Consider the following 21326-nt stretch of genomic DNA (forward strand, 5'->3'; position numbering starts at 1 on the left):
AATAGTTCAAATATCTGCTGATAGAACGAAAAATTAGATTGAGAATCGTTGTAGATTCCAACAAGAAATGATCCTTGGCGGCATCGTAACTAAACCGTACAGTGGAGCAACGTAAAGCTTTCGCTGAGAGGAGCGATGATGGGGCAGATGGTGGTGCTTTCGGCCGAGGAAGTTTCCAAGGTGCTGACGATCGAGGATGCAATCGCTGCCGTGGAGGAGGCATATCGCCAGAAGGCAACGGGCAAGGGTGTTGCGTGGCCGATGGTATATGAGCAGTTCGAACCCGGCGTGGCCGATATGGATATCCGTTCGGGCGAGTTGGCGGGAAGCGGCCTCTTCGGTCTCAAGCTCACTGCTTGGTTCTCTCAGAATCCCAAAAAGGGGCTGCCCGAGATCTTTGGCACCACGCTGCTGTGCGACAACGCGACGGGCGAGCCGTTGGCACTGCTCAATGCCTCCGCCGTCACTGGACTTCGCACCGGTGCCGCCGCTGCGCTCGGTGCCAAGTGGTTGGCTCGGGCGGATGCGTCCAAACTGCTTGTTGCGGGTGCCGGCCATATGAGCACCTATATGGTGGCGGGCGTGCTCGCCGCCTGTCCCAAAGTGAGTGAGGTCAAGGTGTGGGAGCCGGTTTCCGATGCCGCGCCCGAGGCCCGCGTCGAGCGCATGCGAGACGAAGTCGCCCATATCTTGGGCGCCTGCGAGCATGCTCGCGAGGCATCCACCTATTCCATCGAGGCGACGGCCGACGGCCAAGGTGCCGCGGCAGAGGCCGACATCATCGTGACGATCACGCCGGCGACCAAGCCCATCATCCCCGATGCATGGGTGCGCCCCGGTACGCATGTCTCCTGCGTCGGTGCCGACATGCCTGGCAAGCAGGAGCTCGCCTCGGCGCTTGTCGCCCGTGCCGCTGTTTACGTCGACGACCGCGAACAATCGGTTGCGTCCGGTGAGCTGGAGATTCCGGTTGCCGAGGGTGCCATCACGCCTGAGGACATCAAAGCGGAGCTCGGCGAAGTCATCGCCGGCACGGCTGCGGGGCGTTCGGATGACGAGCAAGTGACGGTGTTCGATACGTCGGGCATCGCCGTTCAGGACCTTTCGGCATCGAAAATCGCCTACGACCGCGCCGTCGAGGCGGGGCTGGGCACCGTGGTGGAACTGTAAGAAAGTCAAGGAAAGGAAACGACAATGCAGATCAAGGATTTCGCCGTCGAGCAGTGGATGAACGAGTGGGAGACCAAGTGCACCCACAACGTTGCGGAGACGTGCGTCTACTCCCTTACGCTCGACCAGCTGTTCGAGCTTACGAACACCGACAAGAAGGCGTGGCTCGATAGCCTGTGCTCGCGCCGGTTCACCTACGGAGACATCGAGGGGCAGCCCGGCTTCCTCGAGGGGGTCGCGCGTCTCTATAAGACGGTCGAGCCCGGGCATATCGTGCCCACGCACGGCGCGACCGGTGCCAACTCCCTGGTTATTTCCACGCTCGTCGAACCGGGCGATCACGTAGTCTCCGTCAAGCCTACCTACCAGCAGCTTTACTCGATTCCCGAGATGTGCGGTGCGAAGGTCGATATCCTTCAGCTCGATCGCAAGAACGGCTACCACGTCGACGTCGACGCGCTCGATGCTCTGGTGACCGACGATACCAAGCTCATCTGCATCAATAACCCGGACAACCCCACGGGCGCCCTGCTCGACACCGATACGCTCAGGGCGATTGTCGAGGTCGCGCGCAAACACGACGCGTGGCTGCTCTGCGACGAGGTCTACCGTCTGCTTACTCAGACGGATGAGTACTGCGAGTCCGTGATTGACCTGTACGACAAGGCCGTCGTTACCGCATCCATGTCCAAGGTCTGGTCGTTCGCCGGCCTGCGTCTGGGCTGGGCGGTCACCAAGAGCCCGGAGCTCCGTCGCGCGCTGCTCTCGCATCGCGACTACAACCTGATTTCTGCCGGCATATTCAGCGAGTCGGTGGCGGAGCTGATTCTGGGCAACGCTTCCGTGATCCTTGAGCGCAGCCGTCGCATCGTCCGTCAGAACCTTGCTGTTCTGGAGAAGTGGGTCGAGAGCGAGCCGCACCTGTCGTTCGTTAAGCCCGAGGCGGGTACCACCGCGCTCGTGTATTACGACTACGACATCGACTCCAGGACGTTCTGCATCGACATGATTAAGAAGTCCGGCGCGCTCGTCACCCCGGGCGATTGCTTCGAGGAGCCCAAGAGCATGCGCATCGGCTATGCATACTCCGATAACACCGACGACCTGCAGAAGGGCCTGGATGCCATCTCCGCGTACATGCGTACGCTCGAGTAGAGACTCGAGGTCGAAGTGATGGGGCCGATCGGCTCAGGCCCGAGGGCTCCTATTTTCTCTCAAGGCTACCGAACACTTTTGTCATATTAGGTGCCCACGGGGTCGTATCGCTGCGACGCTGTGGGCATAATGGTGTGAAAGGTGCAAGTTACGCGAAATGGGAGGACACATGGCGCTGATCTATGTCGTTGAGGACGACGAGCCCATTCGTCGTGAGCTTATCGACATCCTTGCCCGCGCCGGGTTTGAAATCGAGGCCTGCGAATCGTTTGAGCATGTCTCGCGCGATATTCTCGCCGCCGCGCCCGACCTGGTGCTGCTCGACCTGACGCTTCCCGTCAAGGACGGCCAGCATATCTGCCACGAGGTTCGCCGCGAATCCGAGGTTCCCATCATCGTCCTCACCTCGCGCACGACCGAGATTGACGAGGTCATGGCCATGACGCTCGGCGCGGACGACTTTGTTCCCAAGCCCTACAGCGCGCGCGTGCTCGTGGCCCGCATCAATGCCTTGCTGCGTCGCACCGCGGCGGCGGGCGAGCGCAGCACGCTCGTACACAAGGGACTGGAGCTCGACCTCGCACGCTCCATGGTCACCAACACGCAAACCGGCACCAGTACCGAGCTCACCAAAAACGAGCTGCGTATCCTCTCGCTGCTTCTGAGCCGCGCGGGCAAGATCGTTTCGCGTTCGGCCATCATGCAGGACCTGTGGGACTCCGACGCCTTCGTGGACGACAATACGCTTACCGTTAACATCAACCGCCTGCGCACCACGCTCGAAAAAATCGGCATCAAGGGGTATTTGACCACGCACCGCGGCCAGGGCTATTCGGTCTAGGGGCCGGCTATGTCGTTTGCCAAGTTCTTTAAAGACGCGCTGCTTCCCGTCGTCGTGTGGACGTGCGGCGTGCTACTGAGCTGCTTTGTGCTGACGGTCGCCGGCGCACCCGTTTCTATCGTGGTCGTGGCGGTCGGCGTGTCCTATATCTTTGGTATGCTCGGCATCGTGATCGAGTACGCGCGCCGTCGTCGTTTTCTGCGCCAGCTGGAGCGTGCGGCAGAGGAGCTCGAGAGTCCTGCATGGGTGCAGGAGATGGTGCAATGCCCGACCTATGCCGAGGGCGAGCTCGAGTACGAGGTCTTGCGCCGGGTGGGCAAAGCCGCTTGCGACGAGGTTGCCGAAGGCAGGCGTCAGACCGATGACTATCGCGACTATATCGAGAGCTGGGTCCACGAGGCCAAGCTGCCCCTGGCGGCGGCCCATCTAATTTTGGAAAACCTGGATGGCAGCGAAGACGACCTGTCGCGCGTGGATGACCTGGCACGCGAGCTTGCCCGCGTGGAGCGCTATATCGACCAAGCTCTGTACTATGCGCGCTCGGAAGTCGTGGAGCGCGACTACCTGATTCGCCGCTGGGATCTCAAGACCTTGGTGACGGGCGCGATTAAAGCCAACGCGCGCGAGCTTATCGCGGCGCACGTTGCTCCGGTGTGCGAGAACCTCGGCTTTGAGGTCTTTACCGACGAGAAGTGGCTCGAGTTTATTCTGGGCCAGCTCATTCAGAACAGCATTAAATATGCGTGTGAGGACGGTGCGAAGATCACGTTTTCGGGCGCGTTGCTGGACGAGGGCCTGGCAAGCGAGCGCATCGAGCTTACCGTCGCGGACAACGGCTGCGGCGTGTGTGCGGCAGATCTGCCCCGCGTGTTCGAGAAGGGCTTTACCGGCGACAACGGCCGCACCACCAAGCGTGCGACGGGCATCGGCCTCTACCTGGTGGCGCGTCTGTGCTCCAAGATGGGCATCGACGTCACCGCGGCATCGGAGCCGGGCGAAGGCTTCGTCGTCACGTTCGCCTTCTCAACCAACAAGTTCCAGTACTTTGAGTAGCCAGCTCGTATGGCGTAGCCGTTCAGAATTTTCCCATTTAAGAAGAAATCAGGCTTTTCGGCAGCTATATTCCTGAACAGGAACATTGCTAATGTAGTCAACGCTATATTCCCGTACATGAACATAGTGCTACAGGTTTATACTATGTTCACGAACAGGAATATAGCTGGAGGCATCATGAGAACGGTGACAACGATTAAAAAGCTAGATGGGCGCATCAAGCTCAAACCGTCGGAAGTCGCTTTCTCGGAGCGCACGGTTTTCGATCCCGCCGAGATAGGGAAGGCCCTTAGGCTCAGAAGGCGTGAGCTTGGCTTGACTCAACGTGACGTCGCGACTATGACGGGTCGCAGCCTTCGTGTGATTGGTGATATCGAGCGGGGACGGACAACGGTCGAAATTGGTGTCATTTTCGATTACGCCTCCATCGTGGATATCGATTTTATTCTGAAGGTGAGGGGGAAATAATGGACGGTACGCTGTTCGTTCACCGTGAGTTTAATGGGTCTTACCAGCTGGTTGGCATATTGGAGGAAAACGTGGGGCTTCCGATATTCACCTATAGCCCCAAATATCTCCAGAGCGGTGATGCGGCCCCGATTTCGATCTCGCTGCCGTTGACGGCTGAGGCATTTAGTCCGGACGCAACGGGCTCCTTTTTCTCCGGCATCATTCCGGAGGGGCAGCTCAACAGGGACCTTGAGAAAAGGGCGCGAGCGGAACGCGGAGATTACTTTAAGGTACTCGATTTGGTCCGCGATGAACCCGTCGGCGCTCTGGTTTTGACGCGAGAGCCTTCGGGCGACAGTCTCGAAATGGGCTATGAAGAGATAGGTGAGGAACAGCTAAGCGGGCTGGCATACGCACCGGCGGAGGTTGCTTTTGATTTAGCGCTAGAGAGCCGAATCTCCCTAGCAGGTGCTCAGGCGAAGGTTGGTCTCTACCATACGGGCGATGACCCATGTGGCGGATGGTACCTGCCTCATGGAGCGGCTCCATCTACGCACATTCTCAAGGCGGGGTCCAAAACGTTCCCGGGTGAGACGGTGTGCGAAGCAATGTGCGTGAGAGCCGCCTCTCTGATGGACCTATCGGCCGAAGAGTGTTTTCTTATCCGAGTTGAAGATGCTGAGCCAATTATCGCCGTGAAGCGCTTTGACCGAGCAATGCCTGATGCCGGACGCTCGGTTGACGGATTGCCAATTCCATACCGTTTGCACCAGGAAGATGTTTGTCAGGCCAAGGGCATCTCGCGTGAGCTTAAATATGAGCCGACGGGTGTCAATTACCTGGGACTTATCGTCGATGCGGTGCGAAGAGCATCGACGAATCAAATGGAGGACAGGTTCCTTGTCGGCTATAACCAGCTTTTTGACTATGCCGCAGGTAACTGCGATAACCATCTAAAGAACTGGTCGCTCGTGTGGGACGAAAGTTGGAAGCAGGTGAGGTTGGCGCCGCTCTATGACGTGCTGTGCACAACGGTTTACCCCAGTCTCGTTCGCGAGATGGGCGTCTCGTTTGGTGGGAGTCGCAAGATTGACGACGTAACGCGCGGGTCGGTGATGAGCCAAATGATTGGGGCGGGTTTGCCCGGAGGAATTGTTGCCGGAATGATTGCTGATACCTGCAATGAGGTTCCAGACGCGCTAAGAGACGCCGCGCGCGGTCTCAAAGAAGAGGGTTTTCCCGAGGCGGAGGCAATGTTCGAGAAGATCATTCCAGAAGTGCAAGCTCGTCTAAGCAGGATCGCCTTATAACAAAAACGTGCCGCCCCAAACGGGGCGGCACGCCATTTTTCTATCAGACAACTCGTTGAAGTAAGGCTGCGAAGGCCGCGGGGCCGGGAGGGGTTTCCTAAGGGCACATCCCGCAGCCGCAACGCGGCGAGGACGTGCCCGTGGAAACCCCGCAGGCCCCGCGGCTGGTGGGCGCAACGCTACTTCACGACCAAAATATCGCAGTCCGTATTGCGCAGCAGGAACGTCGAAATCGAGCCCAGCAGCGCATACTTGATCGAGGAAAGGCCGCGGGCGCCGCAGAGCACCAGGTCGGGCTTGACCACGTCGAGCATCTCGTCCTTGAGCGTCTCGCGAATGCGGCCGGCGCGAATCATGACCTCGACCTCGGGAATGTCGGGATTGGCCTTGGCCTCTTCGAGCTGCTTGGCGATGGAGTTCTTAAATGCCTCCTCTAGGCCGTTGACCAGATCGACCGGATAGGAACCGGCGCTCTCGAGCGCCGTGGAATCGATAACGTGGCCGATGATTAGCTTGGCGTCGTTGTTCGCGGCGACCTTGATGGCGCGTGCGAGCACAAAATCCTGCTGCTCAGTACCATCGAGTGAAACAAATACCTTGGTGTAGCCCTCGTTCATGGTTTCCTCCTTGGTCTATCGCACGGGCGCGGGGCTCGTGCATCGGGCGGGCGCGGGCGCGTTGGCCGCCGGACACTTTATCTTGTTGCAGTTATACCCAAGGATTTCGGTTTGACCGCTCGCAATTCTGTGAACGGACGAGTTTTTTGGTAAGGGTAGGCGCAGACGCGCCCGAACGGTTGATAATGGGACATCGCCCGCACCGTCCGCAGAACAATATCGGCGGGTGTCTAACGAGGGGGGTCCCTTTGGATATCATCGAGCTTCTAAAATCTGCCTTCATGGGCCTGGTCGAGGGCATCACCGAATGGCTGCCTGTTTCGTCGACCGGTCACATGATCTTGGTGGACGAGTTCGTCAAGATGAACGTGAGCGAGACGTTCTGGAATATGTTCCTGGTCGTGATTCAGCTCGGCGCCATTCTGGCCGTCTGCGTGCTGTTCTTCCATGAGCTCAATCCGTTCTCGCCCAGCAAGGGCAAGGAGGGCCGTCGCGACACCTGGGTGCTGTGGGGCAAGATTGTGCTCGGCTGCATTCCTGCGGCGGCGATCGGTCTGCCGCTCAACGACTGGATGGAGGAGCATTTCTACAATGCTCCCGTCGTGGCGCTGGCGCTCATTGTGTACGGCGTGTTGTTTATCGTGATCGAGAACTGGCGCGCGAGCAAGCGCGAGGAAATGGCCGTTGCCGGTTCGTTTGGTTCGCGTGCTGTGGTGTCGGGTGGACGTCCCGCCGGTGCGCACTTTGCGGCGCCCGCCGCGGCTACCGCTGAGGATGAGGACGATGACGAGAATCTGGACTTTGGCTCCATCGCCACGCTCGAGGACCTGAGCTGGAAGACTGCACTGGGCATTGGCTGCTTCCAGATCCTCTCGCTGGTGCCGGGCACGTCGCGCTCCGGTTCCACCATCATCGGCGGCCTGCTTTTGGGCTGCACGCGTTCGCTGGCGTCCAAGTTTACGTTCTTCCTGGCCATTCCTGTCATGTTTGGCGCGAGTGCGCTCAAGCTCGTCAAGTATTTCATCAAGGGCGGTACGTTCGGTGCCAACGAGGTCGCCATCCTGGGCGTGGGCTGCGTTGTGGCCTTTGTGGTTTCGCTCATCGCTATCAAGTGGCTTATGGGCTTCGTCCGCCGTCACGACTTCAAGTGCTTCGGCGTCTACCGCATCATTCTGGGCATCGTGGTGCTTGCGTACTTCTTCGTCTTGGAGCCGATGCTCGGCCTCTAACTTAGTCGACGCTGCGCGGCGGCCAGGGCGACAACTTGTCATTCAAAGGGGGTGGCATGACCAAAAGGTCTATGCCGCCTCCTTTTCATGCCAATTTGTTCGCCCTGACCGTCGCTCGCTGCTGCTGCCGTGACATCGCTGGCTCTGTGATTGGCGCAATGGGGTGGGCCTGACGGTGACGCACGGAGTCGTGGTGTGATTTGCGTCGGTGTCCGCGCGGCTCGGTATACTGGTACGGCTCAAACTATGGCGCCGCCCGCAGGCGCGCCGTCCGTCAGATGAGGAGTCGCCCATGACCCAGCCCTTGCCCTGGGAAAAGAACGCCGCGGTATCCGTGCCGCCCGCGCCGGAACCCGTGCCGCTCGATGCATACACCGCCCCTGCTGCGCCGGAGCCCGAGCTCGTTCCGCTCGACATCTACGACGCTCCCGCGCCGGCACCCAAGCCTGCCAAGCCGATCGTCGACATCGACAGCCTGAATCCCGCCCAGCGCGAGGCGGTCCTGACCACTGAGGGCCCGCTGCTGGTGCTCGCCGGCGCCGGCTCGGGCAAGACCCGCGTCTTGACCTTCCGAATCGCACATATGCTCGGCGACCTGGGCGTTAAGCCCTGGCAGATCCTTGCCATCACGTTTACCAACAAGGCTGCGGCCGAGATGCGTGAGCGTCTGGCGGCACTCATTCCCAGCGGCACCCGTGGCATGTGGGTGTGCACGTTCCATGCCATGTGCGTGCGCATGCTGCGTGAGGACGCCGACCTGCTGGGCTACACCGGTCAGTTCACCATCTACGATGACGACGATTCCAAGCGCATGGTGCGCGATATTATGCAGGCGCTCGGTATCGAGCAAAAGCAATTCCCCATCAATATGATCCGCAGCAAGATCAGTTCGGCCAAAAACGCCATGATCGGCCCCGAGGACATGCTCAAATCCGCCGACAGCCCTAATGACAAAAAGGCCGCGCAGGTCTACCTGGAGCTGGAGCGCCGCCTGCGCGCCGCCAACGCGATGGACTTCGACGACCTGCTCGTGCGCACGCTCGAGCTGCTGCGCACCCGCCCCGAGGTGCTCGACAAGTACCAGGAGCGCTTCCGCTACATTAGCGTCGACGAGTACCAGGACACCAACCACGTCCAGTACGAGATCGCCAACCTGCTGGCCGCCAAGTACCAAAACCTCATGGTCGTGGGCGATGACGACCAGTCCATTTATAGCTGGCGTGGCGCCGACATCACCAATATCCTGGACTTTGAGAAGGACTTTAAAGACTGCAAGACCGTCAAGCTGGAGCAGAACTATCGCTCTACGGGCCATATCCTGAGCGCCGCCAACGCCGTGGTGCGTCACAACTCGCAGCGCAAGGACAAGCGCCTGTTTACGGCCGAGGGCGACGGCGAGAAGATCCAGGCCTTCCAGGCAAGCGATGAGCGCGACGAGGGTCGCTGGATTGCCGGCGAGATCGAAAAGCTGCACTCCAAGGGTACGAGTTACGACGACATCGCCGTGTTCTACCGCACCAACGCCCAGTCGCGTATTCTCGAAGATATGTTTCTGCGCGCGGGCGTGCCCTACAAGATCGTGGGCGGCACGCGATTCTTCGACCGTGCCGAGATCCGCGACGTCATGGCTTACCTCAAGATGATTGTGAACCCGGCCGACGAGATGAGCGTCAAGCGCGTCATCAACACGCCGCGCCGCGGCATCGGCTCCACCTCGATCCAAAAGATCGAGCGGCTGGCGCGCGACAACCGTTGCTCGTTCTTCCAGGCCTGCGAGATCGCAACAGCCGAGACGGGCATGTTTAGCGCCAAGGTGCGCAATGGCCTGTCGAGCTTTGTGTCGCTGGTGCGCGAGGGTCGCCGCATGGACGGCGAGCTCAAGGACGTCGTCGAGATGATTGTCGATAAGACGGGCCTGCTGCAGGCTTTCCGCGCCGAGGGCACCATGGAGTCCGAGAGCCGCGCCGAGAACATCCAGGAATTCCTGGGCGTTGCCGCCGAATTTGAGGAGACGCACGAGGATATCGAGGGTACGCTCGAGAGCCTAGAAGAGTTGCGCGCGGCCGGTGTTGCCGGCGTGCCTGCCGGTGCCGAGCCCGAGCCCGTCGTGGTGAGTGCGCCCGCGCCCGAGCCGGGGCCGTCCGCCCCGGCATCCTCGTTTGAGGCACTCGTCGGCGCGCGCGATGCCGCAGGTTCCAATCCGCTCGATAGCCTAGCCGCCCCGGCGCTCTCGCCGCAGGATGCCCTGGCCGCCGCCATCGCGGGTAACGCCTATGCCGCGCCGACTGAGCTGCCGGCGGGCGCCGTGCATGCCGACGAGATCGAGCGCACCTACGGTCCGCTCACCTGTAAGGCGCTGCCGGCACTCATGGAGTGGCTGGCCCTGCGCTCCGACTTGGATTCCCTGGCCGGCGAGACGCATGCCATTACCATGATGACCATCCACTCCGCCAAGGGCCTGGAGTTCCCGGCGGTGTTCGTGGCCGGCATGGAGGAGGGTATCTTCCCGCACGTGCACGACTTTGGCGGTAGTGACGATCCGGGCAAGCTCGAGGAGGAGCGCCGCTTGGCCTACGTCGCCATCACGCGTGCTCGCAAGCGCCTGTTCCTGACCTATGCGGCCACGCGTCGCACCTACGGCTCGACCTCTGCCAACCCGCGCTCGCGCTTCCTCAACGAGATTCCGTTTGAGGACATCGAGTTTAGCGGTATCGGTTCTGCCGGTTTTGAGGGCACGGGCTGGGAGAAGCGCGGCGACCGTCACGGCACGTTTGGCTCGGGTATGGGCTCGGACATGTATGGCGGCAAGGTGTTTGGCTCGCATACGCGCTCGACCGGCGGCTCTGGATCGCGCAGCGGCTCGAGCTTCGATGACTTCTTTGGCGGCAGCACTTATGGTACCGAGCGCCATCGTGGGGTTTCGCCCGACGCCGGCCGTGTTGCCTCGACCTTTGGCTCGGGCGCGCCGCGAGCCAAAAAGTCGTCATCCAAGGTATCCCCGACGGTGGAGCGCAAGGTCGATCGCGCCAGCGCATCGCAGGACTTTGCCGCGGGCGATACCGTGAGCCATAAGACCTTTGGCACGGGTACCGTGATCTCGGTCGCCGGAGACATGATCGAGGTCCAGTTCGAAAAGACCGGCCAGACCAAAAAGCTAATGAAGGGCTTCGCGCCGATCGTTAAGCTGTCATAATCCCGGCGGACCTGGGCGGGCGTATGGGGCAACATCGCCTGCTCGGGCAGTCCTGCGCAAGACGGAGGCCACATTAAGTGGCCTCCTTTGCGTGCGGAACTCGCGATCGATGTTGCCCCATACGCCCGCCCAGGTCCTTGGGTAACGTCGCTGGACGAGCGTTGCTTTGCCCGTTCGCTTTTGGGTCTGGAGAGCCGGGTGGGCTGATAAATAGATATAGCAAGGGGCTCTCCCGTACATGGACGGGGGAGCCCCTTGTTGCGTTTGGGTTGTTGTTGTGACCTAGAGGTGGCTGATGATCAGTTCCATTTTGCCTTCGAGGTCGATGGAGCTGACGGTGCTCGGGGCCAGCAGGTGACTTCCCTTGTGGACGGGATCGCCACAGACGGTGCCTTCGCCGTCGATGACCGACAGGCACATGAAGGGCCAGCGCTGGTCGAGGGTCTTGCTGCCGTTGACGCGCACGCGATCGACGGTGTAGCAGGAGTTAGACTCGAGCTCGGTCACGCCGTCGACTTCGGGCGCGGTCACGGTACCGTCGACCGGAGCCTGAGCATCAAAATCGATGCAGTCGAGGCTCTGCTCAATGTGCAGCGGGCGCAGCTTGCCGTCGGTGCCGGGGCGGTCGTAGTCGTACAGGCGATACGTCACGTCGCTCGACTGCTGCGTCTCCAAAATGAGCGTGCCGGTCTTGATGGCGTGCACGGTACCGGAATCAATCTGGAAAAAGTCGCCCTTGTGGATCGGCAGCACGTTGAGCATGTCGTCCCAACGGCCTTCCTCGATCATCTGTGCGGCCTCGACGCGGTCCTTGGCGCGCTGGCCGACGATGATCGTGGCACCGGGCTCGCAGTCCAGTACATACCAGCACTCGGTTTTGCCCAGGCTGCCGTTCTCGTGCTCGGCGGCGTACTCGTCGTTGGGATGAATCTGGATCGAAAGGTCGTCCTTGGCATCCAGAATCTTAATGAGCAGCGGGAACTCCTTGCCCTCGCAATTGCCAAAGAGCTCGCGGCGCTCGGCCCACAGCCATGAAAGCGTGTGGCCGGCATACGGGCCCTCCGCAATCTGGCAGTCACCGTTGGGATGGGCCGAGATGGCCCAGCACTCACCGATGGGACCTTCGGGAATGTCGTAACCAAATACGGTTTCGAGCTGGCGGCCACCCCAGATCTTCTCGTGGAAGATCGGCGTCAGTTTAATCAAATCGGACATATTCATACCCCCATTATGTTGCGCGGGCGTTGCACAAAACAGCTCAAAACGAGCGCCCGCGTGACTACAAAAACCTATGCCAACGTTACGTTGTGCAACTCAAAGCGGTCGCCAACGTTGCGCGAGACCGAATACTCAAAGGCGGCGCCGCTGTCCAAAAAGCCAATCTGGGTGAGTTCGAGCAGGGGAGAGCCAGGTTTGGTGTCCAGACGCTCGGCTTCTTCCTCGGTTGCTGCCACGGCGCGAATGGTACGGTGGAAGCTCGAAATCTTCAGCCCACATTGCTCGCGGATGAAGCGGTAGACCGATCCGTACAGGTCCTTCTTTTTAAGGCCTGGAATCAGCTCGAGGGGCATGTAGGTGTACTCGATAACGATGGGCTTCTCATCGGCCTGACGCACGCGCACGACGTGATAGGCAAAGTCATCCTCGGCAATTCCCAGCTGGGCTGCGATGTCCGCTGGTGGATTAACGATCGAGAAATCGTAGACCACCGAGGTCACCTTCTCCCCGCGGTGCTCATATGAAAAGCCTTGGGCACGGTCGTTTTTGCCCTGGAAAAACGCCTGGCCGGGAAGCCCCGCCGTGTCCTTAACGTAGGTACCCGATCCGCGTCGGCTGGTAATAAGACCTTCCTCGGTGATTTGTTCAATAGCTCGTTTGACGGTGATTTTTGAAACGCTATAGAGCTCGCAGAACTCAACGACGGTGGGAAGCTTGTCGCCCGGTTTAAGAGCGCCATCCTCAATACTTCGACGAATATCTGCAGCTATCGCCTCGTATTTGGGAATCATGGAACCTCCTTTCCGACTTATATGAATACAAAAGTAAGTATAACCCTCAACAGGGCACCCATATTACTTTTATCTAAGAAGTTCGAGAAAGAAAAAAGAAAAAGACGCTTTACTTTTAAAATTAGAGCGCTATAGTTTAAGCAACGAACGGAATCCTTCCGCAGAACAGGATCGACCGTTTGGGGACGGTTTTGTTTTGGCGGGTTGGATATCGGTATGACCGGTGCGCGCCCGCGCCGGATAACCTGCCAAAGCAAACCCGTCTCCAACCGAAAGCTCTAGAACACGAAAGCGAGGACTTTGATGGCACAGTATCAGCTGCCCAACGACTTCTTCTTTGGCGCTGCTATGTCCGGCCCGCAGACTGAGGGTCAGTGGAACCAGGGCGGCAAGCTCGAGAACCTGTGGGACACCTGGTCCATCCAGGATCTGGGTTCGTTCTACAACTGTGTTGGCTCTTATGCCGGCAATGACTTTATGGCCAAGTACCAGGAAGACTTTCGCATTTTGAAGGACTTGGGCCTGAATACCTATCGCACTTCCATCCAGTGGAGCCGTCTGCTCGATGCCGACGGCAACCTTAATGAGGAGGGCGCTGCGTGGTATCACGAGCTGTTCCGCGCCTCTCGCGAGGCCGGCCTGGAGCCGTTTGTCAACTTGTACCACTTTGACATGCCCACCTATCTCTTTAACCGTGGCGGCTGGGAGAGCCGTGAGGTCGTCGAGGCTTACGCGCATTACGCTGACGTCGCCTTCCACGAGTTTGGCCAGGAGATTAAGTACTGGTTCACCTTTAACGAGCCCATCGTCGAGCCCGAGCAGCGCTATCAAGAGGGCGTGTGGTTCCCGCAACTCCACGACTTCAACCGCGCTCGCACCGTGCAGTATCACATCTCGCTGGCACACGCGCTGGCCGTGGCCAACTATCGTCGCGCCTATGACGAGGGCGCTATTCGCGCCGATGCCAAGATCGGCATGATCAACTGCTTTACCCCGGTCTACACCAAACAGAACCCCAGCGAGGCAGACCTCGAGGCCGTGCGTATGACCAGCGGCATCAACAATCGCTGGTGGCTCGACCTTATTACCAAGGGCGAGCTTCCCGCCGACGTGCTCGACAGCCTGGCCGAGGGCGGCGTTAAGCTCCCGTTCCGTGCCGGCGACCAAGAGATTCTCAAGCAGGGTGTTGTCGACTGGCTCGGCTGCAACTACTACCACCCCACGCGTGTTCAGGCGCCGGCGAGCAAGGTCGACCAGTACGGCCTGCCGCACTTTGCCGACGAGTACGTGTGGCCCGACGCCGTTATGAACGAGAGCCGCGGCTGGGAGATCTACCCGCAGGGCCTCTACGACTTTGGCATGGACTGCGCCAAGAACTACCCCGATCTTGAGTGGTTCGTTTCCGAGAACGGCATTGGCATCATGGACGAATACAAGAACCGTGACGCCGAAGGAACCATCCAGGACGACTACCGCGTCGACTTTGTACGCCAGCACCTGGAGTGGGTTGCCAAGGCAATCGCCGAGGGCGCCAAGTGTCGCGGATACCATTATTGGGCCGTCATCGATAACTGGTCTTGGGCCAATGCCTTTAAGAATCGCTATGGCTTTGTCGAGGTCGATCTGATGGATGGCTACAAGCGCCGTCTTAAGAAGTCGGCGGCCTGGCTCAAACAGGTCGCCACGACCCACGTGGTTGATTAGCGACCGGGCGAACGCCCAGACCGCGCGCCGCCGCGCGCAACACATGGCACATCTGGTGGCAGAGGGCGACAGACCACCGTGCGCATAGGAAAAGGCCGGATTTGAAAGTTAGGAGCAATCATGGCCAGTGACAACGGAAAGAGCTTCCTCGACAAGTTTGCCGAGGTCTCTGCGAAGGTGGGAAACCAGGTTCACCTGCGTTCCCTGCGAGACGCCTTCGCGACCATCACGCCGCTCTATATCCTTGCGGGTATCGCGGTTCTTATTAACAACGTCGTGTTCCCTCTGTTCCCGCTCGATGCGGCGGGCCTTGCCAACCTTCAGACGTGGGGCTCGGCAATTACGCTGGGCACCCTCAACGTCTCTGCCATTATCTTGGCCGGATTGATTGGCTACAGCCTCGCCAAGAACAAGCGTTTCGATAACCCGCTCGCTTGCGTGGTCGTCGCCATCTCTGCCTTCGTCATCATGATGCCGCAGCAGATTACCGCCTCGCTTGCCGCCACGAGCCCGCTGCTCACCGACAAGATCACCTCCGCCGAGGTTACGGGCGCCCTTTCGACTGCCAACACCGGCACTAACGGTCTGTTCTCGGCCATTATCATCGCTCTGCTCTCCGTCTCGCTCTTCATCAAGATCTCTGGCGTCGAGAAGCTCAAGGTTAAGCTGGGCGAGGGCGTGCCTCCCGCGGTCTCCAACTCCTTCAACGTCATGATCCCGATGCTGCTCAACCTCGCGATCTTCGCTCTTGCCGCAGCCCTGCTCGCCGTGTGCGCCGGCACCGATCTGTGCGCCATCATCTCCACGTGCATCTCCAACCCGCTCAAGAACATCATGAACGCCGGTCCGTGGGCTGTTATCCTCATCTACACCCTTGCCAACCTGCTGTTCTGCGTCGGTATTCACCAGTCCACCATCTCTGGCGCTACCGTCGAGCCGATCCTGACCATGCTCATCGTCGACAACATGGCTACCTTTGCCGCCGGTGGCACCATCCAGCCCGATCACTACATGAACATGCAGATCGTTAACAGCTTCGCCCTCATCGGCGGCTCGGGCTGCACCCTCATGCTTCTGCTCGACACGCTCCTGTTCTCCAAGAACAAGGCTTCCGAGACCGTTTCCAAGATGGCTATCCTGCCTGGTCTGTTCAACATCAACGAGCCGGTTATCTACGGTTACCCCATCGTGTACAACCTGCCGCTCATGATCCCGTTTGTTCTTCTTCCCGACCTGTTCATCGGCATCACCTATGGCCTTACCTGCGCAGGCATCATCAGCCCCTGCATCGCCCAGGTGCCCTGGACCATGCCTCCCGTCATCAATGCCCTGCTCGCTACGGGCTTTGACTGGCGCGCCGGCGTGTGGCAGGCTCTCGAGATTGTCATTGGCATGGCCGTCTACCTGCCCTTTATGAAGATTTCCGAGAAGGCAATCGCCAAGCAGGAGGCTCTCGCCGAGTAGAACGCCTAACGTTCGTCCCTTTCACCTTTGCGGGCACCGGTACGTGGTGTCAGTGCCCGCATCTCTCTTCTGCGTAAGGGCGCAGAAAGAGGGCACAATAACCGCAAGGAATACAACCAGTCGTCGTCTGCGCGCCGCGCAGTTATAAGGAGGAAACCATGAAGAAGATCATGCTCTGCTGCAATGCCGGTATGTCCACGAGCCTGCTGGTCCAGAAGATGCAGGCCGAGGTTGCAAACCGTGGTCTGGATATCGAGATCGAGGCTCGTCCCATGAACGAGGCCCACGATCACCTGGACGAGTGCGACATGTTGCTGCTTGGCCCGCAGATCGGCTACACCAAGGGTGACTTTGAGAAGGAGGCCGCCGGCCGTTTTCCGGTCGAGGTCATCAACATGGTCGACTACGGCCGCATGAACGCTGCCGGCATCATTGACCACTGCGTCAGCGTGATGGGCTAGGTGCTCCGCATGGAGGATATGAACGAACTGCAGATGACCTGCTTCGAGATCATCAGCTACGTCGGTACCGCCAAGAGCATGTACATCAATGCCGTGCAAAAGGCCAAGGAGGGCGATTTTGACGCCGCCGAGGAGCTTATCAAGCAGGGCGACGAGGCCTATAACGGTGGCCACGATGTTCACATGGGGCTTCTGAAGAAAGAGGCCAACGGCGAGCGTAACGGCGAGGCCCCGTTGATTCTGCTGCATGCCGAGGACCAGATGGCCGGTACCGAGACCATGCGCGTCATGGCGACGGAGCTCATCGAGGTTCACAAGCAGCTGCAGGCACTTAAGGCCTAGTCGGCGTTATCGCCGCGAAGGACCGTGCGGTCCGACAGACAACATAGTCCCTTTGACGGGCGCCGGGAGTCTCCGCCTCCCGGCGCCTTTATTTTTGGGGATGGTCTTGCGCGGCCTGTTGAGCGGCCATTTGCGTTTCCCCAGTTAAAACCTGCCAAAACAAACCTGTCCCTTTTTGGTAAGTTTTTGCCTTGGGAGCGGTACCATACAGGCAATGTTTAAACGAGAAAGGTGGGCTCCCATGGAACCTAAGCAGTACTACATCGGCATTGACGTCGGCGGCACTTCGGTTAAGGAGGGTCTGTTCGACGAGGACGGCAACCTGCTGGCCAAGGCCAGCGTTCCCACGCCTCCCATCGTTGACGCTGCGGGCTTTGCCGCGGTGACCGAGGCTATCGACCAGGTGGTCGCCAAGGCCCAGATTCCGCGCGCCTTTGTGGCGGGTATTGGCCTGGCCGTTCCGTGCCCCATCCCGGCATCGGGCGATGCCAAGGTCAAGGCCAACATTGCCATTAACCTGCCCGAGCTGAGAGTCGCCATTCAGGAGCACTGCCCCGACGCGGTCGTTAAGTACGAGAACGATGCCAACGCCGCCGCCATGGGCGAGGCCTGGCTCGGCTCTGCCAAGGGTGTACAGAACGTGGTGATGGTCACCATCGGTACCGGCGTGGGCGGCGGCGTTATCGTCAACGGCGACGTGGTGTCGGGCGTTGTGGGTGCCGGCGGCGAGATCGGCCACATGTGCCTGAATCCGGCTGAGGAGCGCACCTGCGGCTGCGGCGGCCATGGCCACCTGGAGCAGTATTCCAGCGCCACCGGTGTGGTGAGCAACTACCTTGCCGAGTGCAAGAAGGCGGGCGTCGAGCCCATCGAGCTCACCGGCCCCTCAGATTCCAAGGACGTGTTCCAGGCCTGCCGCGAGGGCGACAAGCTTGCGCTGGCCGCGGCCGATACCATGGCCGACTATCTCGGTCGCGCCCTGGCGCTTATCGCCAACGTGGTCGACCCCGAGATGTTCCTGATCGGCGGCGGCGCCTCCGCCTCGGCCGATGTCTACCTCGACAAGGCTCGCGAGTACTTCCAGCGCTACGCGCTTTCCGCCTCGCGCGAGACGCCCATTAAGGTCGCTTCGCTCGGCAACGACGCCGGCATCATCGGCGCCGCCTACGTAGCTCTGCGCGCCGCTGGCAAATAGCTGGTGCAGGGGGGCGGGTTACTTTGCACCAACATGGTGCAAAAGGGACAGCCTTGGCCCCCATACCTGCCCCAAAATATGCCGTGGCTCTTCCGTCTGCGAAGGCTCGGCATCGGCGTGCTACCATAGCTACGTCTAAGTACACATATCAAGTGGAGGATATCCATGGCAAACGTTCTTGTCTTTGGTCACCAGAACCCCGATAACGACGCCATCATGAGCGCCGTCGTTCTGTCCCAGCTGCTCAACCAGGTTGAGTATGCCGGCAACACCTATGAGGCCTGCGCCCTGGGCCAGCTTCCGGCCGAGTCCGCCAAGCTGCTCGCCGACGCCGGCATCGCCGAGCCCCGCGTGATCGAGTCCGTCGAGGCCGGTCAGCTCGTCGTCCTCACTGACCACAACGAGTCCGCCCAGTCCGTTGCCGGTCTTAAGGACGCCACAGTCTTTGGTGTCGTCGACCATCACCGCATCGGCGACTTCGAGACCGCCGGCCCGCTGCACTACATCTGCCTGCCCTGGGGCTCCAGCTGCACCATCGTCACCAAGCTCGCCGGCGTGCTCGGCGTTGAGCTTTCCGACGTTCAGGCCAAGCTGCTGCTCTCGGCCATGATGACCGACACGCTCATGCTCAAGAGCCCCACCACCACCGATGTCGACCGCGCCGTCGCCGCCAAGCTCGGCGAGCAGGTGGGCGTCGACCCGGTCAAGTTTGGCATGGAAGTCTTCCTCACCCGTCCGTCCGGCTCCTTCACCGCAGCCGAGATGGTCGGCAACGACATCAAGATGTTCGAGCCTGCCGGCAAGAAGCTGCTCATCGGCCAGTACGAGACTGTCGACAAGACCCGCGCACTCGGCATGATCGACGAGATTCGCGAGGCCATGCGCGCCTACGCCGCCGAGAAGGGTGCCGACGGCATCGTCCTGTGCATTACCGACATCATGGAGGAGGGCTCGCAGGTTTTGCTCGAGGGCGAGACCGAGGCCGCTCAGAAGGGCCTGGGCATTGCCGACGAGCACGACGGCGTCTGGATGCCGGGCGTCCTCTCCCGTAAGAAGCAGGTCGCAGCCCCCATCATGGCCGCCTGCTAGGTTTAGTTGACCAAACGCCACGACCGGATCGCGGACGCCCCGCGCTCCGGTCGTTTTTTGTGCACGTCGCCGCGTCGTCTCCTGGACAGGCGTGCCCGTGCCGTTGAGCAAATAATGTTCAACCTGTGGTTCCGCTTTTCGGTCACGCCTGCGTGCTTGTCGTGCAGGGTAGGCTAGATGCAAGCGTAATACGTTAGAGCGCGGCGCCGCCACTTGGGCGGGCCGTGCTTTTTTAAGACGGGAGCTTTCCCGTGAAAGGAGCCGCCCATGGCAGCAACTGAGCAGCTGTTCAACGTTCGTGAGCGCAAGCGTTTTGAGCGCCACGACATCTGGGAGCGCATCGCCGAGAACGGCACGATTTCCGCCGCCGTCATGGTCTTCGCCGCCATCGCCGCCGTCATTTGCGCCAATACCGATGCCTACGAGGCCATCCATCACTTTTTGGAGACCCCGCTGTATGTGGGCCTGGGCAACCTTACGGCCGGTCTCACCGTTGAGCTTTTCGTCAACGACTTCCTCATGGCGATTTTCTTTTTGCTGGTGGGCATTGAGCTTAAGTACGAGATGACGGTCGGCGAGCTCAAAAACCCGCGCCAGGCTATGCTTCCCATGCTGGCGGCCGTGGGCGGTGTCGTCGTTCCCGCCTGCATCTATCTGATCTTTAACCATGCCGGCGCGCACAACGGCTGGGCCATTCCCATGGCAACCGATATTGCCTTTGCGCTGGGCGTGCTGTCGCTTTTGGGTAATCGCGTGCCCAACGGCGTGCGCGTGTTCTTCTCGACGCTCGCCATCGCCGACGACCTCATCTCCATCGCCGCCATCGCTATCTTCTACGGTCAGAGCCCCAATCCGTTTTGGTTGGGCGCCGCCGCGCTTGTGACCTGCGCGCTCGTGTGGCTCAACAAGACTCAGCATTACCGCCTTGCCCCGTATTCGGTACTGGGTCTGCTGTTGTGGTTCTGCATGTTCAAGAGCGGCGTACATGCTACGCTTGCTGGCGTCATCTTGGCCTTTACCATCCCGGCCAAGTGCGGCGTCAAGCTCGACAGCCTTACCGATTGGTTGGGCGAGTGCCTGCCGCTGCTCGATGATCGCTACGATGACGAGGCACACATCCTGGGCCAGCATGACTTTACCGTCTCGACCACCAAGGTCGAGCGCGTCATGCACCGCGTGACTCCGCCGCTCATCCGCATAGAGCGTCTGATCTCCACGCCGGTCAACTTTGTGATCCTGCCGATCTTTGCGTTCGTGAACGCACAGGTTCGCCTAGTGGGCGTGGACATGAGCACGCTACTCACCGACCCGGTGACGCTCGGCGTGTACTTTGGCATGCTGCTGGGCAAGCCGATCGGTATCTTTGGCATGACGTTTGCCCTGGTCAAGCTCAAGGCTTGCCAGTTGCCGCGTAATGTCAACTGGCACATGATTGCTGGTGTGGGCATTCTGGGCGGCATCGGCTTTACCATGTCGATTCTCATCAGCGGCCTTGCCTTCCCGACGGCTGAGTTTGAGGTTCTGGCCGCCAAGGCCGCCATTCTCGCTGGCTCTGTCACCGCGGCCGTACTTGGCATGATCTACATGAGTGTGATCTGCAAGCATCCCGCGCCCAAGGACGAGTAAGAGCATATACAAGTTTGAAAACGCCGCCTGTGAACACCATCACAGGCGGCGTTTTAGTCATTGGGGGCGTTCTTAAATGACTGGGTTTATTCCACGGTGCCGTAGATGGCGCCCCAGCCGTGGGCGGCCAAGGCGGAGTTGAGCTGGTCGCAAAGTGACTGGCGGTCGTAATAGCCGGGCGGCAAAAGGTTCACGATTTCCATGAGATCGGGTGCCAGGTCCAAGATTTCGGCCTGTACGATCAGATCCAGGCGGTCGATGGCGTGGCGGTCGTAAAACAGCCCGTCGACCAGGCGCTGCAGGTCGCCGAATTCCTCGGCCTGGAACGATCCGTACTCCATAGTGCCTCCTTGGGCGCTCCACGCCGGCATGCGCGGCGATTTGTAATTCATTGCGATGGACTTAATCTATCACGGCT

At 60.0% G+C, this 21326-nt stretch carries 19 protein-coding genes; 15 read left to right on the forward strand and 4 right to left on the reverse strand.

What is annotated here, in order from left to right:
* The first annotated feature begins 138 nt into the window (after nt 1-138).
* From GPK42_RS02365 to GPK42_RS02390, 6 genes are all read left to right on the forward strand, one after another.
* Entirely contained in the window at nt 139-1170 is a 1032-nt protein-coding gene (locus GPK42_RS02365) for an ornithine cyclodeaminase family protein (RefSeq protein WP_215693263.1), read from the forward strand.
* 24 nt (nt 1171-1194) lie between these two features.
* Nucleotides 1195-2325, forward strand: coding sequence for an aminotransferase (locus GPK42_RS02370; RefSeq protein WP_215693265.1), 1131 nt, complete (start codon nt 1195-1197; stop codon nt 2323-2325).
* Nucleotides 2326-2494: 169 nt separating this feature from the next.
* Nucleotides 2495-3166, forward strand: a complete 672-nt coding sequence (locus GPK42_RS02375) for a response regulator transcription factor (RefSeq protein ID WP_215693267.1) — start codon at nt 2495-2497, stop codon at nt 3164-3166.
* Between the two features lie 9 nt (nt 3167-3175).
* Nucleotides 3176-4219, forward strand: coding sequence for a sensor histidine kinase (locus GPK42_RS02380; protein ID WP_215693269.1), 1044 nt, complete (start codon nt 3176-3178; stop codon nt 4217-4219).
* Between the two features lie 177 nt (nt 4220-4396).
* Nucleotides 4397-4687 (forward strand): helix-turn-helix domain-containing protein, encoded by a 291-nt coding sequence (locus GPK42_RS02385; RefSeq protein WP_215693271.1) that lies wholly within the window; start codon nt 4397-4399, stop codon nt 4685-4687.
* Entirely contained in the window at nt 4687-5979 is a 1293-nt protein-coding gene (locus GPK42_RS02390) for a HipA domain-containing protein (protein WP_215693278.1), read from the forward strand. Before GPK42_RS02385 ends, GPK42_RS02390 begins: the two co-directional genes overlap by 1 nt.
* Before the next feature lie 179 nt (nt 5980-6158).
* Here GPK42_RS02390 and GPK42_RS02395 read toward each other — a convergent pair whose 3' ends face one another.
* Nucleotides 6159-6596 (reverse strand): universal stress protein, encoded by a 438-nt coding sequence (locus tag GPK42_RS02395; RefSeq protein WP_215693280.1) that lies wholly within the window; start codon nt 6594-6596, stop codon nt 6159-6161.
* Between the two features lie 248 nt (nt 6597-6844).
* Here GPK42_RS02395 and GPK42_RS02400 point away from each other — a divergent pair, with 248 nt between their 5' ends.
* On the forward strand, nt 6845-7825 hold the full coding sequence (locus tag GPK42_RS02400) for an undecaprenyl-diphosphate phosphatase (protein WP_215693282.1): 981 nt from the start codon (nt 6845-6847) through the stop codon (nt 7823-7825).
* A gap of 292 nt (nt 7826-8117) precedes the next feature.
* Nucleotides 8118-11018 carry a UvrD-helicase domain-containing protein gene (locus GPK42_RS02405; protein WP_215693285.1) on the forward strand — a complete coding sequence of 967 codons (2901 nt, stop codon included), beginning with the start codon at nt 8118-8120 and terminating at the stop codon, nt 11016-11018.
* Nucleotides 11019-11300: 282 nt separating this feature from the next.
* Here GPK42_RS02405 and GPK42_RS02410 read toward each other — a convergent pair whose 3' ends face one another.
* Nucleotides 11301-12239 (reverse strand): type I phosphomannose isomerase catalytic subunit, encoded by a 939-nt coding sequence (locus tag GPK42_RS02410; protein WP_215693287.1) that lies wholly within the window; start codon nt 12237-12239, stop codon nt 11301-11303.
* Nucleotides 12240-12307: 68 nt separating this feature from the next.
* Nucleotides 12308-13027 carry a GntR family transcriptional regulator gene (locus tag GPK42_RS02415; RefSeq protein WP_195520984.1) on the reverse strand — a complete coding sequence of 240 codons (720 nt, stop codon included), beginning with the start codon at nt 13025-13027 and terminating at the stop codon, nt 12308-12310.
* A 303-nt stretch (nt 13028-13330) separates the two neighbouring features.
* Between GPK42_RS02415 and GPK42_RS02420 the strand changes: the two genes are divergently transcribed.
* The 7 genes from GPK42_RS02420 (at nt 13331) to nhaA (ending at nt 20908) form a co-directional block, all read left to right on the forward strand.
* A complete protein-coding gene (locus tag GPK42_RS02420; protein ID WP_195520983.1) occupies nt 13331-14731 on the forward strand; it encodes a glycoside hydrolase family 1 protein in 1401 nt (466 codons plus the stop codon).
* Between the two features lie 120 nt (nt 14732-14851).
* Entirely contained in the window at nt 14852-16195 is a 1344-nt protein-coding gene (locus GPK42_RS02425; protein WP_055285540.1) for a PTS sugar transporter subunit IIC, read from the forward strand.
* Between the two features lie 158 nt (nt 16196-16353).
* Nucleotides 16354-16656, forward strand: coding sequence for a PTS sugar transporter subunit IIB (locus GPK42_RS02430; RefSeq protein ID WP_055285538.1), 303 nt, complete (start codon nt 16354-16356; stop codon nt 16654-16656).
* A gap of 9 nt (nt 16657-16665) precedes the next feature.
* A complete protein-coding gene (locus GPK42_RS02435; protein WP_199407153.1) occupies nt 16666-16998 on the forward strand; it encodes a PTS sugar transporter subunit IIA in 333 nt (110 codons plus the stop codon).
* Nucleotides 16999-17239: 241 nt separating this feature from the next.
* Nucleotides 17240-18193, forward strand: coding sequence for an ROK family protein (locus GPK42_RS02440; protein WP_252200046.1), 954 nt, complete (start codon nt 17240-17242; stop codon nt 18191-18193).
* A gap of 165 nt (nt 18194-18358) precedes the next feature.
* Entirely contained in the window at nt 18359-19282 is a 924-nt protein-coding gene (locus GPK42_RS02445; RefSeq protein ID WP_118226883.1) for a manganese-dependent inorganic pyrophosphatase, read from the forward strand.
* Nucleotides 19283-19549: 267 nt separating this feature from the next.
* On the forward strand, nt 19550-20908 hold the full coding sequence (gene nhaA, locus GPK42_RS02450; RefSeq protein WP_215693290.1) for a Na+/H+ antiporter NhaA: 1359 nt from the start codon (nt 19550-19552) through the stop codon (nt 20906-20908).
* Between the two features lie 86 nt (nt 20909-20994).
* Here the strand turns inward: nhaA and GPK42_RS02455 are convergent, their stop codons facing one another.
* Nucleotides 20995-21249: a hypothetical protein gene (locus tag GPK42_RS02455; protein ID WP_055285533.1), complete on the reverse strand. Its 255-nt coding sequence runs from the start codon at nt 21247-21249 to the stop codon at nt 20995-20997.
* Nucleotides 21250-21326: the final 77 nt, after the last annotated feature.

Origin of the sequence: Collinsella aerofaciens (assembly GCF_018785265.1) — a bacterium.
In the GTDB taxonomy this organism is placed as follows: domain Bacteria; phylum Actinomycetota; class Coriobacteriia; order Coriobacteriales; family Coriobacteriaceae; genus Collinsella; species Collinsella aerofaciens_AI.